We start from the raw sequence: 15,092 nt of genomic DNA, 5'->3' as shown, positions 1-15,092 counted from the left end.
AATTCCGCTGCCAATTCGCCGAGTGTGATCTCTCCCTTGTCGGCGATGCGCGCCTCAATCCAGCCGGTCACGCCGGCCAGTTTGCGGTGACCACCTCCGTTACCTTGCGGTCGTGGTGTCAGTGATCCGGTTTCCCGCCGCAGCTTGATCAGATCGTTCACAAATCTCGGCGAAACCCGGAAGTGCCGCGCCGCCTCGCGGTGCCCGTGACCTTCATCGACAAAAGCGACGACGCGCTCGCGTAGCTCTATTGGATGTGGTTTGCACATCTGAGACCCCTATATCTGCCTCAACAGAAGGGAATCACATCACAACCAATCTGGGAAGCCTGAATCAGATAGGCCGCGACACGCTCTAGCGAAAGCGGTCGGCGAGCCTTTGCAGCGCGGATCGCGTATCGGGTTCATCGGGCGGGGCCTGGGTGGAGGACGCCTTGGCCGGCGGTTCGGTCGCGGTTTTCGGCTGGCTGGTGGAGGAACGCGGCGGGTTCACCCGGAGCGCGATGGCGTTCATGAACTTGCCGGAGTCGCCGGTGGCCAGCGCCGGTGCGCCATCGCCAATACCGCGCAGCAGGTCGTCGAGCCAGTCCGCGTCGGCCTTGGGAAAATCGCGCAGGACATAGCCGGCGACGGCGTCCTTGTGTCCGGGATGGCCGATGCCGAGGCGGACGCGGCGGTATTCGGGGCCGATAGCGGCATGGATGGAGCGCAGCCCGTTATGGCCGGCATGTCCGCCGCCCTGCTTCACCCGCACCTTGCCGGGCGCAAGATCCAGTTCGTCGTGAAAGACGGTGACATCTTCGGGTTCGAGCTTGAAGAAGCGCATCGCTTCGCCGACGGACTGGCCGGAGCGGTTCATGAAGGTCTCGGGCTTGAGCAGCACGACGCGGTTGGAGCCGAAGCGGCCCTCGGAGAACTGTCCCTGGAACTTGCTCCGCCAGGGGCCAAAGCCGTGATCGGCGGCGATCTGGTCCATCGCCATGAAACCGATATTGTGCCGGTTGCGGGCGTATTTCTCGCCCGGATTGCCGAGGCCGACGAAGAGTTGCACGGGGCGTGGCTCCTGTTTCGCTTGCTTTGGCGCTTCATGCCGTGAACCGGCCGGTAATGCCAGCCCCGGGGTGCAAAAGGGCTTCTTGTGGCAGAGGGGGCTCTGCCCCCCGCGCGCGGGCGCGCGTCCCCCGGGATATTTTCGGAAAGGTGAATGCTCATGGTTTCGCGCGGAAATTCGCGTTGAGAAACTGGCAGAAAAAAAGGCGCGCCAGATGGCACGCCCTTTGCCTTTTCCCGAGGGGCGGAAGGATTACTCCTCCGCGCCTTCCTCCTCGTCGTCTTCGCCGTCGCCGCTGGCGGCCAGGCCCGACGGGGCCGAGATCGAGGCGATGTTGAAGTCGCGGTCGATGGTCGCTTTGGAGCCTTCCGGCAGCTTGACCATGGAGATCGAGATGTGGTCGTTGATGTCGAGACCCGCGAGCGAGATTTCCACCTTTTCAGGGATCTCGCCGGCCGTCACGACCAGCTCGATTTCGGGACGAACCACGGTCAGCACACCGCCGCGCTTGATGCCCGGGCTGTCTTTCTCGTCGGTGAACTCGACGGGAATGAAGAGGGCCACTTTCGAGGTGCGGCGCAGGCGCATGAAATCGACATGCGTCGGAAGGTCCTTGACCACGTCACGCTGCACGTTCCGGCAGATGACGCGCACGTCTTCCTGGCCTTCGACCTGAAGGTTGAAGAGCGTGGACAGGAAGCGTCCCGCCTTGAGGCGCTTCAGCAGTTCGTTGAAGGGAAGGTTGATCGCAATCGGATCAGCGCCGCCGCCATAGACGACGCCCGGTACAAGCCCGTCACGACGAGCTTGGCGAGCGGCCCCCTTGCCTGTCCCCGCGCGAACCGTGGCATTAAGATTCGGAATCTCACCAGCCATTGGTATCTCCTGATATTTGGGCATCCTCCAAGGGTGTATGCCCGGTTGAATGAAGCTGGGGCTATAGGTGGGATTTGTCGTTTTGGAAAGGGGAAACGTGTTTTTACGTGGCCAAATGTGAGTACGGTCAGCGGTTTGCCGGCAGAGGGGGGGGTTGATCGAGGTCAAGGACAGCCTGTTTACCCATAGTAATGCTGCGAAGACCGGTTCGACGAATCGCGTGCGAGGGGGGAGACTTGCAATGCCCGAAATGAATACGACCGCCCAGGCGGTCACGGAACAGATGATGTCTCTGTTCGAGGATTGGCAGAAGGCCGGGCTCGGCGCCTGGGCATGGGCCAATCCGCTCTGGTATCAGATGGTCGTTGAGATGAATTCCGAGATTGCACGATTCATTTCCGATCGCCTGAAACAGGATTTCGATTTCCAGGCCCAGCTCCTTCAATGCAGGGATCCGGCGGCTTTGCGGGAATTGCAGTGCCGGTTCATGAAGGAAGCGTTCGAACAATACAGCGCCGAGACGGGCAAGCTGTTCAAGATGAACAATGCCGCGCTGGACGCGGTTACGGGCAGGGGGAAAGACAGCTAGCCTTCGATATTAGACGCGGAAGCCGGGGAGGACCCGTACGGGGCGGCTTTCGCGCGGGACTGGAACCTATCCGGTCCCTGACCGCCGCTTTTCTGCACAAGAATCGCGGCGGTCATTTTTTCACTTTGTCTCGTCCTGGAATTGGCAGGCCGTAAGGCGTTTCCCTTCCGGACCTGCCGCGATACTTGGATGCGCTCTCCGGCAATGGCGTGTGTAGCGGGACGGCCCCGCGCGGATACGATGGGCCGGGTTGTCCATTCGACGATGGGGGGGAATGCCCGGCTGGTCGATCGCCCGACTCATGGTGATGCGAAGTCGCCCGCTTTGGTGTCGTGAGAGGACAGCGAAACTAATGAGAAACATATTGCCCGGCGAGGGCGTGGCAGATTGACGCCAGTGATACCGCTACCCTTGCCGTTTGATGTCCATTCCGTCGGGAATTTGCGCAATTTTCCGGTTTCAAAGCGCCAAAAGCCGGAAAGCGTGAGACTGTTTCATGGCAAGGAAGCGTAAGCTTTTCTGTGTGCGCAAGGTCTCAAAAAAATCAACAAAATCAGTCAGGACGCTCGTTGGGAGAGTTTTGTCCGCCGTTTCTGAGCGCCCCGAAAGCGGGACAGCGACCTGGGGCTATGCCATCGCCTTTCCCGCTCGTGCCGTGCCAAGGGCCGTGCCGTCTCAGCTGTGCCATGCAGTGAGTGAGGACCCGTTAGCGGTATTTGAATGGTGACAAAACTGCCTATCTCGGTAAGACAACGCCCAAGGGCCTGAGCCTTCCGCAAGGGACCTTGGACCAACAGTTTCGGCGCCATGGAAGATTGCCATTGGCGCTACGATGATCCTGCTCTGAAATGAGGAAAAGACCATGACAGTGAAAGTTGCCATCAACGGTTTCGGCCGCATCGGACGGAACGTGCTCCGCGCCATCGTGGAGAATGGCCGTGACGATATCGAAGTCGTTGCGATCAACGATCTGGGTCCGGTCGAGACCAATGCCCACCTCATCCGCTTCGACTCCGTGCATGGCCGTTTCCCCGGCACGGTCACCACGACCGAAGACACCATCGATGTCGGCACCGGCCCCATCAAGGTAACCGCGCTCCGCGACCCCAAGGAACTTCCCTGGGAAGGTGTCGATATCGCCCTCGAATGCACCGGCATCTTCACCGCCCGTGAAAAGGCCGCGATGCACCTGGAGAACGGTTCCAAGCGCGTGCTGATCTCGGCTCCCGGCGCCGGCGCCGACAAGACCATCGTCTATGGCGTGAACGACGACGTTCTGACCGCCGAAGACACCGTCGTGTCGAATGCGTCCTGCACCACCAACTGCCTCTCCCCGTTTGCCAAGGCGATCAATGACGCCATCGGCATCGAGAAGGGCATGATGACCACGATCCACTCCTACACCGGCGACCAGCCGACGCTGGATACGCTGCACAGCGATCTCTATCGCGGCCGTGCGGCTGCAATGTCGATGATCCCGACCTCGACCGGTGCTGCCAAGGCCGTTGGCCTCGTTCTGCCCGACCTGGCCGGCAAGCTCGACGGTTTTGCCATTCGCGTGCCCACGCCGAATGTCTCGGTCGTTGACCTTAAGTTCATCGCCAAGCGTGCAACCTCCGTCGAGGAAATCAATGCCGCCGTGAAGGCCGCTGCTGATGGCCCGATGAAAGGTGTTCTGGGTTACACCAACCTCAAGAACGTCTCCATCGACTTCAACCACGACCCGCATTCGTCGATCTTCCATATGGATCAAACCAAGGTCATGGACGGCACCCTGTGCTCCGTCCTGTCCTGGTACGACAATGAATGGGGTTTCTCGAACCGGATGGCCGATACGGCCGTCAAGATGGGTTCGCTTATCTGAGTTCCCTCGCGGTCAGGATGAACCACCTGACCGAAACTAAAGGAAGCCCCGGTATTCTTGCCGGGGCTTTCTTTTTTGGTGTCGCTGCCGTGCAAGTTCGGCGGTGATGCCGCAGAGGCGCATGTTTCTGGCGTTGTCGGGGGCGCTGCCCCCGGGCTACGTCCAGTCAGAAGAAGCCAGCAGCGATCCAGTTTTCTTCTGACTGGAAATATCCTGGGGGTTTGGGGGTGAAACCCCCATGGTGGCGCTCCGATAGAGCCTTGGTTATGTCCTCCAGTTCAGGAGACGCTTCTCGATTGCCCCGATCACCGTACTTACAAGGATACCAAGCGCGGACAGGATCACCACGCCAGCGAAGAGCCGTTCAAGGTCATAGAGCGCGCCTGCTTCGAGGATATAGGCACCAATGCCGTATTCGGCGCCCAGCATCTCGGCGGCAACCAGCAGGATGATGCCGATGGCGAGCGAGATCCGGAGCCCCGAGAGGATGCCGGGCATGGCGCCGGGCAACACAATCTTGCGCACGATGGCGAACCAGCCCATTCCGAAACTCTGACCCATGCGGATCAGCGTGCGATCCACGTTGTCCACGGCACCGTAGGTAGCCACGACCGTGGGTGTGAAGGTGCCGAAGGCGATGAGCGCGTATTTGGAACCCTCGTCGATGCCGAACCAGATCACGAAAAGCGGTAACAGGGCGATCTTGGGGATCGGGAAAAGTGCGGCGACGAGCGGGACGAGGCCTGAACGGACATAGGAGAACAGCCCGATCAGGATGCCGGTCGAGACGCCCAGCGTGACGCCGATGGAGGCTCCAACAACGAGGCGCGTGAGCGACGGAACCAGATGCTTGAACAGCATCCCCGTGCTCCAGAGTTCGCCGAAGGTTTTCACCACATCGCTCGGCCGGGGCAGGGTGAGGGCGGAGATCCACCCGGAACGGGTGCCCCATTCGGTCAGGATCAGCAGGCTGGCAAAGACAGCCAGACCAGCCCCACGGATTGCCACCGGGCGGAAACCGCCGCCGCGAAAGGGTACGGGTTGGGCGTGCGTTTCAGGCATTGAGCAGCTCCGCATCGGCCGCGCGGGCCTCTTCACGCATCAGGTTCCACAGGTGCTCCTGCGTCGATTCAAGCTCGGCATCCATGTGGATGCGATCGGCGAGAGGCTTGTCGATGTGCACGATCTCGCGGATCCGGCCGGGACGGCGCGAGAGCACCGCGATGGAATGGCCAAGGCGGACAGCTTCGGCGAGGTTGTGGGTGACGTAGACGGCGGTGAAGGGAGCGCGTGTCCAGAGTGAAACGAGGTCTTCCATCAGCAGTTCGCGGGTTTGCGCGTCCAGCGCCGAGAGCGGCTCGTCGAGCAGCATGACGGCGGGGTTCACGGCCAGCGCCCTGGCGATCGCCACGCGCTGTTTCATGCCGCCCGAGAGTTGCTTGGGCAGGGCCTCGGCGAAATCCGACAGGTTGGTGCGGGCCAGCACGTCGGAAACGATCTCGGCCATGCGTGCCTCCGGCAGCCCATGCGCCTCTAGCCCGAGTCGGACATTTCCGGCAACGCTGCGCCAGGGCAACAAGGCGAAATCCTGGAACACGTAAGTGAGCGGGTTCAGGCAACCCTCCGGCGGGGTGCCGAGTTGCATAACCTGTCCGCTCACTGGGCGCTCCAGCCCGCCGATGATCCGCAGGAGAGTGGATTTCCCGCATCCCGACGGGCCAACCAGGCAAAGGATCCGTCCCGTGGCGATGTCGAGGTCTATTCCGTCGAGCACCGCCATGCCGTCATAGGCGTGGCTGAGCCCTTCTACGCGCAGATCCATCCGCGCTCCTTTCCTTCACAAGCGCGGAACGCGCCCGGTCAAAAGAACCGGCCCGACATGTGGGCCGGTTGGGGATTGGGAGGAGAGCCGTGCTGTCCTCGATGTTTTCGACCCGCTCAGAGCGTTTCGACGAAGCTCGGGTTCACCAGAATGTCCATGGTGATATTGGCATCGACCAGCCCTTCGGCCTGGAACCAGCTCAGCTGATCCTCGACCGAGGTCATGTTGAGAGCGGCACCCTCGTTGAGCCGCATCGTGCCGTTGATGATGCCCGGAGCTGCCTTCTCGAGCGGTTGGTCTGCGTAGACATATTTGTGGAGCAGGTCGACCATGGCGTTGATGCCATCCTCGCCGCCGGCCTTGTCGATCATCGCGCTGTTATAATCCGTGACGCCCTTGGAATAGGCGCCGAGGAAGGACTTCACCAAGTCGGCTTCACCAGCGGCGTTCTTCTCCGAGGTGAAGACGGTCGTGACCTGGTAGTTCGGGATGTAGTCGGACACGTTGCCGATGATGTGGACCGCGCCGGAGCCCGCCAGCGGCTTGGCGATATGGGGCACGATTGACCAGGCGTCGATCTGACCGGATTTGAGCGCACCGATGATCGCGCCGACCTTCTGCAGCGGCTTGAACGTGACGCTGACACCCTCGGCAGCGGCGATCTTGGAGCCCATGTAGTGGAAGGAGGAGCCGGCGGTGGACATGCCGAAAGTCTTGCCGTCGAGCCCCGAAGGCGCGGTCAGCCCGGCCTGGAAGGCTGCGTCTGAGGCTAGGATCTTCTGGCCGTCAATGCCGTCTTCCTCGGAGAGTGCGCCGCCGATGACCTTTACCGCGCCTTTCTGTGCCAGCGAGATCAACCCGCCGGAAATGGCGGTGACGCCGAAATCGACATCGCCCGAGGCGATGGCCACCGCCATCGGCTGGGCGGCCTGGAAAAACTTCAGCTCCAGGTCGAGGCCGGCCTCGGTGAAATAGCCGTTCTCATAGGCGACGAACGAGCCGGCATGGCTGGTGAAACGCAACGCGCCCACCGTGATCTTGCGGTTTTGCGCTATCGCAGGGGCCGCAAGGGTCGCTGCGGTCGCGCCTCCAATCAGCCCGATGGCGTGGCGGCGGTTAAATTTCTGCATGAGTTTCCTCCCTCTCACCGTGATCGCTTTTGCTTCCGGCACCGGGCGGGATCGGCCCACGCACCGCGCGGGCGAGTCAAACCGTTTGACGCCGGGTCTGCAAGGGTGAAGCAGAATTCAGGAAAGGTGAAACTGCCGCAGTCGGAACCGATCCGGGGAATTCCCGCCGGTTTTCCGCGCATCGCAGAAGCTTGCGAAACGGTCAGGCCGAGTGCGCTGGCGGCTGGAAGCATAAAACCTTCGAGGCCCTTCGCCGACAACGAAACGCCAGTTTTTCCTCTTCCTCTTTCCAGAAATATCCCCGCCGGAGGCGCAGTCCAAAGGACTGCTCGGGTCCCTCAGCTGCCGCTTCGCGCGGCCTCTGCCGCCGCGCGGATCGCCCGGATGTTCTCGCCATAGGGGGCTGGGTCCGACACCGATCCGCCCCTGAACACGGCCGAGCCGGCGACGAGCACATCCGCGCCAGCTGCGGCCATCAGCGGGGCGGTTTCGGGTGTCATGCCGCCATCGATCTCGATATGGATCGGGCGGTCGCCGATCATGGCACGCAGATTGCGCACTTTCTCAACCTGGGAATGGATGAATTTCTGCCCGCCGAAGCCGGGGTTCACGCTCATCACGCAGATCAGGTCGATCATGTCGAGCATGTACGCGATGTCCTCGATGCCGGTGCCGGGATTGAGCGCCAGCCCTGCCTTGCAGCCCGCGCCCCGGATCGCCTGCAGTGTGCGGTGGGTATGTGGGCCGGCTTCGAGGTGAGCGGTGATGATGTCGGAGCCGGCCTCCGCGAAGGCGTCGATATAGGCATCGACCGGCGAGATCATCAGGTGCACGTCCATCACCGTGGAGATATGCGGACGGATCGCGGCGCAAAGCGGCGGACCTAAGGTGAGGTTCGGCACGAAATGCCCGTCCATCACGTCAACATGGATCCAGTCGGCGCCCTGCGCTTCCACGGCGCGGATTTCCTGGCCGAAATTGGCGAAATCCGCCGACAGGATGGATGGTGCGATCTTGATGGAACGGTCGAACATGGCTCTCTTCCCTTTGGCCAAACGGGCCTTCGGGAGCGGGTTTTACAGGTTCCCGCGCCGCTGTCGAGCCGGTTCCGGCCCGCGCCCGCCGATCAGGCGACGTCGAGCCGTTTCCAGTGCAGCATTTCCGATTCCACCACCCGCCGGGCAAAAGGCGCCATGCCGGCGGGCCCCGAGGCGCGGTCCTTTACGTGGATGCACAGATCGGGTCGCCGGGAGGCGATCACGCCGATCAACTCGCCCCGGATCGCGTCGTCCAGCCCGGCGCCCATCACGACGCTCTGGACATTCGGCTCGGCGTCCAGTTGCGCGATAACCTCGTCACGGTCATGCGCGCCGAGCCACTGGATGGGCAGATCCTCCAACTCGTGGATGACATTGCGCATCACATCCGGCAAACGACCGATCAACAGGACAACAGGTCTCATTTCTCCCTCCCTGCAATTGCAAATTGGAAGATCGCCGCCGAGGAGCGGCGCTCTTGCTCCAGCCTAGCACATCCGAACCGGCGAATCGCTGATCCGGCGCAAGGACGGGGCATGTTTTCCCCTTGTGTCCGTTGCAGATAGCGCTTGAAGTGGCTTGGAAATCAGACGGGGCTTCGCATGCTGAGCAATTCCGACCTTGTCGAACTGACCGCATTCCGCAGGGAGTTGCACCGCCATCCCGAGCTTTCGGGCCAGGAGGCCGACACCGCGCGCCGCATCCGCGCGGCACTCGAACCGCTGGGACCGGACGAGTTGCTGAGCGGGCTGGGTGGGCACGGGGTTGCAGCGGTGTTCGACACGGGCGTCGACGGGCCGACCGTCCTGTTTCGGGCCGAGTTGGACGCATTGCCGATCGAGGAGATCTCGGAGACACCCTGGCGCTCAACGGTTCCCGGCAAGGGGCACCTGTGTGGTCATGACGGCCACATGACCATGCTGCTGGCGCTTGGCCGCCTGCTACAGCGCAAGCCCGTGGCGCGCGGCCGCGTGGTGTTGATGTTCCAGCCTGCCGAGGAGGACGGCAGCGGTGCGCGTGCCGTGGTGGCCGATCCGAGTTTCGAGGTAATCCGGCCCGACTGGGCCTTTGCCATCCATAACGAACCGGGCCGGCCCTTCGGCACTGTCTCGACCCGTGCCGGACTGATCAATTGCGCCTCGCGGGGGCTGGAAATCCGACTGACGGGCAAGACCGCCCACGCGGCGAACCCGGAGGACGGCACCTCGCCCGCCCATGCCGTGGCCAGGCTCATCCCGGCGCTGGAAGGGCTGGGGCAGGGGGGCAAGCTGGACGATGATTTCCGGCTGGTGACGCTTACCCATCTCCGCGTCGGCGAGCCGGCCTTTGGCGTGGCACCGGGCGAGGCGGTGCTCTTTGCCACCCTGCGCACGGCACATGATGAAGCGATGGCGGCGATGGAGCAGGATGCGCGGGCGCGCGTGACGGATATCGCAGAAGCGGAGGGGCTGGAGATCTCTTTCGCGCTGCACGACATCTTCGCGGCCTCGATCAACGATGCCGAGGCGACGGCGGTTGCTGTTGCGGCGATGGACGCCATTGGCGTGGCCAACGGCGATCAGGGCCTGCCGATGCGCGCCTCGGAGGATTTCGGCGTTTTCGGCTGGGGCGCAAAGGCGGCGATGCTCTGTCTCGGGCCGGGCGAGGATCACGCGGCCTTGCACAACCCGGATTACGATTTCCCGGACGACCTCATCCCCATCGGCGCGGCGATCTTCGAGCGCATCGCGCGGGACCTGCTGGGCTGAGCTTTTCCTTCAAGCCACGTGACGGGCGCGGAAACGGGCAAATTCCGCCTCGCTCGGCTCACGTCCCGTGAACACGGCGACATAGGCGGGGATGCGGGCAATACGTGTCTCGGGGCACTCGTCGATCTGCATCGAGATATAGCCGAGCTGAGTATAGAGTACCGTCATCGCGCGCACCTCCGCCTCCTGTGGCGGATAGCCGAAGCGGAGGAAGGCCCCCGTAATGGCCTCAAGGCGCCGCTGGTCTGCCTGCTCGACGCGTGGACGCAGTGCCGGATCGGTTCGAGCCCAGTTGCGGATTGCCAGATCCAGCCGGGAGTCGAACAGCTCCGGCATCAGCCAGCAATCGCAGATATTCAGCATCGCCTCGCAGATCGTTTCAGCATAGGCCACGCACTGCGCTTCCAGGTTGCCGGTATTGCGCGCCTCCCAGCGGGTCACCATCGCCTCCAGTAGCGCCTCGCGATCCTTGAAATGCCAGTAGAAGCTGGTCCGCGACAGGCCAAGCGACTTGGCCAGCGGCATCACCTTCACGGCCTCCACGCCGCTCTCGGTCAGCAGCCGATAGGCCGCGTCCAGCCAGAGCTCCTCGGTTCCGCGTTGCTTGGGATGTGACACTGCATTCATGGCCCAGACGTAGCAAGACTAGACAGGTATGACAACTTTCTTGACACATATGTCGAGATATTGCCCGAATGACGCGCGGCGACTCAATTCCGATCAGAACCACATGCAAGCGCAGGAGAAAAACATGTCGAACGATCCGCTGTTGCAGCCCTACCAGCTCAAGCACCTGACGCTTCGCAACCGGATCATGACAACGAGCCACGAGCCCGCCTATGCCGAGGACGGCATGCCCAAGGAGCGCTACATTGCCTATCACGAAGAGCGGGCAAAGGGTGGCGTGGCGATGGCGATGACGGCAGGCTCGGCGGTCGTCTCGCGCGACAGCCCGCCATCCTTCAACAATATTCTCGCCTACAAGGACGAGGTGGTGCCATGGATCCGCCGCCTCACCGACGCGCTGCATGAACATGGCTGCGCGGCAATGATCCAGCTCACGCATCTGGGCCGGCGGACGGGCTGGTCCAAGGGCGACTGGCTGCCCTCGGTGGCGCCGGGACCGCATTACGAGCCGGCACACAAGTTCTTTCCCAAGGTGCTGGAGGATTGGGATATCGCGCGCATTATCCGGGAGTTCGCGGATGCGGCGGAACGGATGCAGGCAGGCGGCATGGACGGGATCGAACTGGAAGCCTATGGCCACCTGATCGACAATTTCTGGTCGCCGCTGACCAATGCGCTGGACGGGCCTTACGGTCCGCAGACGCTGGAAAGCCGAATGAAATTCGGCCTTGAGGTGATCGAAGCGATCCGCAAGCGGGTGGGCGACGAATTCATTCTCGGCGTGCGTTTCGAGGCTGACGAGGCTTGCCAAGGTGGTATCGATCCGGCGATGGGGCTGGCCATGGCCGAACGGATGAAGGCGACGGGGCAGGTCGATTTCCTCAACATCATTCGCGGGCGCATTCATACCGACGCGGCGCTGACCGGCGTGATCCCGGTCCAGGGCATGCGCAACGCGCCGCATCTGGAATTTGCCGGATCGCTGCGTGAAGCGGTGGGGCTGCCGACTTTCCATGCCGCCAAGATCCCCGATGTGGCGACGGCGCGCCACGCGGTCTCGGCCGGGCTGCTGGACATGGTCGGGATGACCCGCGCCCATATCGCGGACCCGCATATCGTGCGCAAGATCATGGCCGGGCGGGAGGCGGACATACGCCCCTGCGTCGGCGCGAACTACTGTCTGGACCGGATCTACCAGGGCGGCGAGGCGCTGTGCATGCACAACGCGGCCACGGGGCGCGAGCTGACCATGCCGCATGACATTCCGCCCGCCGAGGTGAAGAAGGTGGTCATCATCGGCGCCGGACCCGGCGGGCTTGAGGCCGCGCGCGTCGCGGCGGCGCGCGGGCATGAGGTGTTGGTGTTCGAGGCCGCGCCCGATCCAGGTGGGCAGGTCCGGCTCACCGCGCAATCTGAGCGGCGGCGCGAGATGATCTCGATCATCGACTGGCGCATGGCGCAATGCGCGGCCGACGGGGTGGAGTTCCGCTTCAATACGTGGGCGGAAGCCGCTGACGTCGAGGAAGAAAATCCTGATGTCATTATCGTTGCGACGGGTGGTCTGCCGAATACGGAACTCTTCGAGCAACGCGGCGAGAATGCCTTGCTGACCACGACCTGGGACATCATCTCGGGAGACGTGAAACCGGCCCGCTCCGTTCTGGTCTATGACGAATCCGGCGATCACCCGGGACTGCAGGCCGCGCTGATTGCTGCGCGGGCCGGCGCACAGGTCGAAATCATGACGCCGGATCGGAGTTTTGCCCCTGATATCATGGGAATGAACCTTGTTCCTTACATTTCCGAGCTGCAGGAGAAGGGCGCCACCCTGACTGTCGCGCGCCGGCTTCTTTCCGTCGAGCGGGACGGAAACAGGCTGAGAGCAACGATCGGTTCAGATTACAACAGGGCGACCACCGAGCTTCCCTTCGATCAGGTCGTGGTGAATTATGGAACGCAGCCGCTGGATGCGCTCTATTTCGATCTGAAACCCGGATCGAGAAACCTCGGTGAGGTGGATTACGATGCACTGCTTTCGGGAGAGTCCCAGCGGGTCTGCACCAATCCCGAGGGGCATTACCAGCTCTACCGCATCGGCGATGCCGTCGCCCCGCGTAACACCCATGCCGCGATCTATGATGCGTTGCGCCTGCTCAAGGACATCTGACGCCTCAGCCTGAGCAACAGGTGCGCCCATTACCGGCACATGGACGATTCTGCGAATCGTGCCTCCGGCGGAGGCATTTGGGGAAAGATGAAAACGGAGAGCACCCGGCTTCATCTTTCTTCAAAGCCCCTTCTATGCTTTGGGCCCGAGGACCACTCTCCGGCTTGATGTGCCCAAGCTGAAAAAGAAACGGCGCGCCTTTCTTAGACGCGCCGCTTTCCAATTCCCGGGGGCCGGAAATCAGCCCACGATCATCTGCTTGAGCTTCAGCGCTTCGTATTCGAGTTCACGAAGGCGGAATTTCACCACGTCGCCAATGGAGATCAGGCCGGCGATGTGTTCCCCGTCCAGAACCGGGATATGGCGGAAGCGGCCTTCGGACATGCTGCGCAGAAGGTCGAGAAGGGGCGTGTCCGGCGTGGCCGTTATGACCTCCTTCGTCATCAGGTCTGCGGCGGTCTCATCAAACGTGTCATCGGGCTCGTCGGCGAAGCCGCGAACGATGTCACGCTCGGTCAGGATGCCGACCATGTGGCCATTCTGATCCTTTACCAGAACCGAGCCGATCCCGTGCTCCTTCATCACCTCGGTGACCTTGTGGATCGTGTCGGTGGGGCGGACGGAAATCACATCGTGCCCCTTGCTGGAAAGAATTGACTCGGCTGTCGCCTTGGACTGTTCCACAACCGCGGCCTCGACCGACTGGCTGTGGGTGTGCATACTTTCATGCCCGAAATGGGGCTTCTTGCTCTTGGATACCATCTATCCCTCTCATGTATTTCCCTGGGGCGTGGCTACGCTTCTGCGGCCTGGGACCTGACGCGAGTTTAGACCGAGAAGCTGCTACGTCCCAAAGGTAAAATGGACAATGCTGCCTTGTTGTTAGCGGCGTGCATGAAAAAGGGCCAATGCGTGTCCGCACCGGCCCCCAATCCTTGTTCTGAGCCGCCTCAGCCGCCGAAATCGTCGAGCATGATGTCTTCGCGATCGACGCCCAGATCCAGCAGCATGTTGATCACGGACTGGTTCATGATCGGCGGGCCGCACATGTAGAATTCGCAATCTTCCGGCGCGGGGTGGTTCTTGAGATATTCGTCGTAGAGCACGTTGTGGATGAAGCCGGTGTAACCGGTCCAGTTATCCTCGGGCAGCGCATCGGAGAGCGCCACGTGCCACTCGAAATTCGGGAACTCGGCCGCAAGCTGGTCGAAATCCTCGACGAAAAACATCTCGCGCTTGGAGCGGGCACCGTACCAGAAGGTGATCTTCCGATCCCTGTTCTGCAACCGCTTGAGCTGGTCGAAGATGTGGGAGCGCATCGGCGCCATGCCGGCGCCGCCGCCGATGAAGACCATCTCCTTGTCCGTGTCGCGGGCGAAGAACTCGCCGAACGGGCCGGAGATCGTGACCTTGTCGCCCGGCTTGAGGTTGAAGATGTAGGACGACATCTTGCCCGGGGGAATCTCCTGCGTGCCCGGAGGCGGCGAGGCCACGCGGACGTTGAGCATGATCATGCCCTTCTCGTCGGGATAGTTGGCCATGGAATAGGCGCGCTCAACCGGCTCGTCGACGACCGACTCGTATTGCCAGAGATTGAACTTGTCCCAGTCCTCCCGATACTCGTCCTCGATCTCGAACTCGGTATATTTGAGCTCGTGGGCCGGAGCCTCGATCTGGATGTAGCCGCCGGCGCGGAATTTCACGTCCTCGCCCTCGGGCAGGTCCAGAACCAGCGCCTTGATGAAGGTGGCCACGTTCTCGTTCGAACGCACCGTGCATTCCCATTTCTTGACGCCGAAGACCTCTTCGGGAACCTCGACCTCCATGTCCTGCTTCACGGCCACCTGGCAGGAGAGGCGGTCGCCCGCGGCTGCCTCCCGCTTGGTGATGTGGCTCTCCTCGGTCGGCAGGATCGAGCCGCCGCCGGAATGCACGCGCACCCGGCACTGGGCACAGGTGCCGCCGCCGCCACAGGCGGAGGGCACGAAGAGCTTCTCGGCCGCGAGCGTCTGCAACAGCTTGCCGCCGGCGGGGACGTGGATGGTCTTTTCGCCGTTGATGGTGATCGCAACGTCACCGCTGGCAACCAGCTTCGAGCGGGCGAACATGATGAGCGTGACCAGCGCGATCACGATCAGGGTGAAGAGCAGAACGCCTAGGGTAAAGGTTTCCATTGCGCGCC

At 62.3% G+C, this 15,092-nt stretch carries 15 protein-coding genes; 4 read left to right on the top strand and 11 right to left on the bottom strand.

Translation table 11 applies throughout. The annotated features are described in order from the left end of the window. The 3 genes from BLR85_RS20785 to BLR85_RS20775 all read right to left on the bottom strand — a co-directional run. Positions 1–269 (bottom strand): helix-turn-helix domain-containing protein (locus tag BLR85_RS20785; protein ID WP_139188483.1); only part of this gene is annotated, 269 nt, incomplete at its 3' end. A gap of 85 nt (positions 270–354) precedes the next feature. Next, on the bottom strand, positions 355–1,050 hold the full coding sequence (gene pth / locus BLR85_RS20780; protein ID WP_093161785.1) for an aminoacyl-tRNA hydrolase: 696 nt from the start codon (positions 1,048–1,050) through the stop codon (positions 355–357). 252 nt (positions 1,051–1,302) lie between these two features. Next, positions 1,303–1,926: a 50S ribosomal protein L25/general stress protein Ctc gene (locus BLR85_RS20775; RefSeq protein WP_093161783.1), complete on the bottom strand. Its 624-nt coding sequence runs from the start codon at positions 1,924–1,926 to the stop codon at positions 1,303–1,305. 154 nt (positions 1,927–2,080) lie between these two features. Between BLR85_RS20775 and BLR85_RS20770 the strand changes: the two genes are divergently transcribed. Together BLR85_RS20770 and gap are read left to right on the top strand one after the other, a co-directional pair. Then, complete coding sequence (locus BLR85_RS20770) at positions 2,081–2,515, top strand: phasin family protein (RefSeq protein WP_139188482.1); 435 nt, start codon at positions 2,081–2,083, stop codon at positions 2,513–2,515. An 862-nt stretch (positions 2,516–3,377) separates the two neighbouring features. Next, on the top strand, positions 3,378–4,379 hold the full coding sequence (gene gap / locus BLR85_RS20765; protein WP_093161778.1) for a type I glyceraldehyde-3-phosphate dehydrogenase: 1,002 nt from the start codon (positions 3,378–3,380) through the stop codon (positions 4,377–4,379). Positions 4,380–4,643: 264 nt separating this feature from the next. Here gap and BLR85_RS20760 read toward each other — a convergent pair whose 3' ends face one another. The 5 genes from BLR85_RS20760 to BLR85_RS20740 all read right to left on the bottom strand — a co-directional run bounded on the left by BLR85_RS20760 (position 4,644) and on the right by BLR85_RS20740 (position 8,793). Then, complete coding sequence (locus tag BLR85_RS20760) at positions 4,644–5,441, bottom strand: ABC transporter permease (RefSeq protein WP_093161776.1); 798 nt, start codon at positions 5,439–5,441, stop codon at positions 4,644–4,646. Continuing rightward, positions 5,434–6,201: an ABC transporter ATP-binding protein gene (locus BLR85_RS20755; RefSeq protein WP_093161773.1), complete on the bottom strand. Its 768-nt coding sequence runs from the start codon at positions 6,199–6,201 to the stop codon at positions 5,434–5,436. The genes BLR85_RS20760 and BLR85_RS20755 overlap by 8 nt, the downstream gene beginning before the upstream one ends. Positions 6,202–6,317: 116 nt before the next feature. Continuing rightward, entirely contained in the window at positions 6,318–7,331 is a 1,014-nt protein-coding gene (locus tag BLR85_RS20750) for an ABC transporter substrate-binding protein (RefSeq protein WP_093161771.1), read from the bottom strand. A 338-nt stretch (positions 7,332–7,669) separates the two neighbouring features. Continuing rightward, on the bottom strand, positions 7,670–8,365 hold the full coding sequence (gene rpe, locus BLR85_RS20745; RefSeq protein ID WP_093161769.1) for a ribulose-phosphate 3-epimerase: 696 nt from the start codon (positions 8,363–8,365) through the stop codon (positions 7,670–7,672). Positions 8,366–8,457: 92 nt separating this feature from the next. Beyond that, the gene (locus BLR85_RS20740; RefSeq protein ID WP_093161767.1) at positions 8,458–8,793 is read right to left on the bottom strand and encodes a hypothetical protein; all 336 of its coding nucleotides are present in this window, start codon (positions 8,791–8,793) and stop codon (positions 8,458–8,460) included. 177 nt (positions 8,794–8,970) lie between these two features. On the opposite strand from BLR85_RS20740, the gene BLR85_RS20735 reads away from it, so the two are divergent. Next, a complete protein-coding gene (locus BLR85_RS20735; RefSeq protein WP_093161766.1) occupies positions 8,971–10,116 on the top strand; it encodes an amidohydrolase in 1,146 nt (381 codons plus the stop codon). A gap of 9 nt (positions 10,117–10,125) precedes the next feature. Here the strand turns inward: BLR85_RS20735 and BLR85_RS20730 are convergent, their stop codons facing one another. Continuing rightward, positions 10,126–10,743, bottom strand: a complete 618-nt coding sequence (locus tag BLR85_RS20730; protein ID WP_093161765.1) for a TetR/AcrR family transcriptional regulator — start codon at positions 10,741–10,743, stop codon at positions 10,126–10,128. Positions 10,744–10,867: 124 nt separating this feature from the next. On the opposite strand from BLR85_RS20730, the gene BLR85_RS20725 reads away from it, so the two are divergent. Continuing rightward, entirely contained in the window at positions 10,868–12,910 is a 2,043-nt protein-coding gene (locus BLR85_RS20725; RefSeq protein WP_093161762.1) for an NADH:flavin oxidoreductase, read from the top strand. 240 nt (positions 12,911–13,150) lie between these two features. Here BLR85_RS20725 and BLR85_RS20720 read toward each other — a convergent pair whose 3' ends face one another. Together BLR85_RS20720 and nqrF are read right to left on the bottom strand one after the other, a co-directional pair. Continuing rightward, complete coding sequence (locus BLR85_RS20720) at positions 13,151–13,672, bottom strand: CBS domain-containing protein (RefSeq protein ID WP_093161756.1); 522 nt, start codon at positions 13,670–13,672, stop codon at positions 13,151–13,153. 188 nt (positions 13,673–13,860) lie between these two features. Then, a complete protein-coding gene (gene nqrF, locus BLR85_RS20715; protein WP_093161755.1) occupies positions 13,861–15,084 on the bottom strand; it encodes an NADH:ubiquinone reductase (Na(+)-transporting) subunit F in 1,224 nt (407 codons plus the stop codon). Positions 15,085–15,092: the final 8 nt, after the last annotated feature.

Source organism: Aliiruegeria lutimaris (genome assembly GCF_900099935.1).
Taxonomy (GTDB): Bacteria; Pseudomonadota; Alphaproteobacteria; order Rhodobacterales; family Rhodobacteraceae; genus Tropicimonas; species Tropicimonas lutimaris.
Note: the sequence above shows the minus strand (reverse complement) of the source record. Positions and strands in the feature narration are given on the sequence as shown.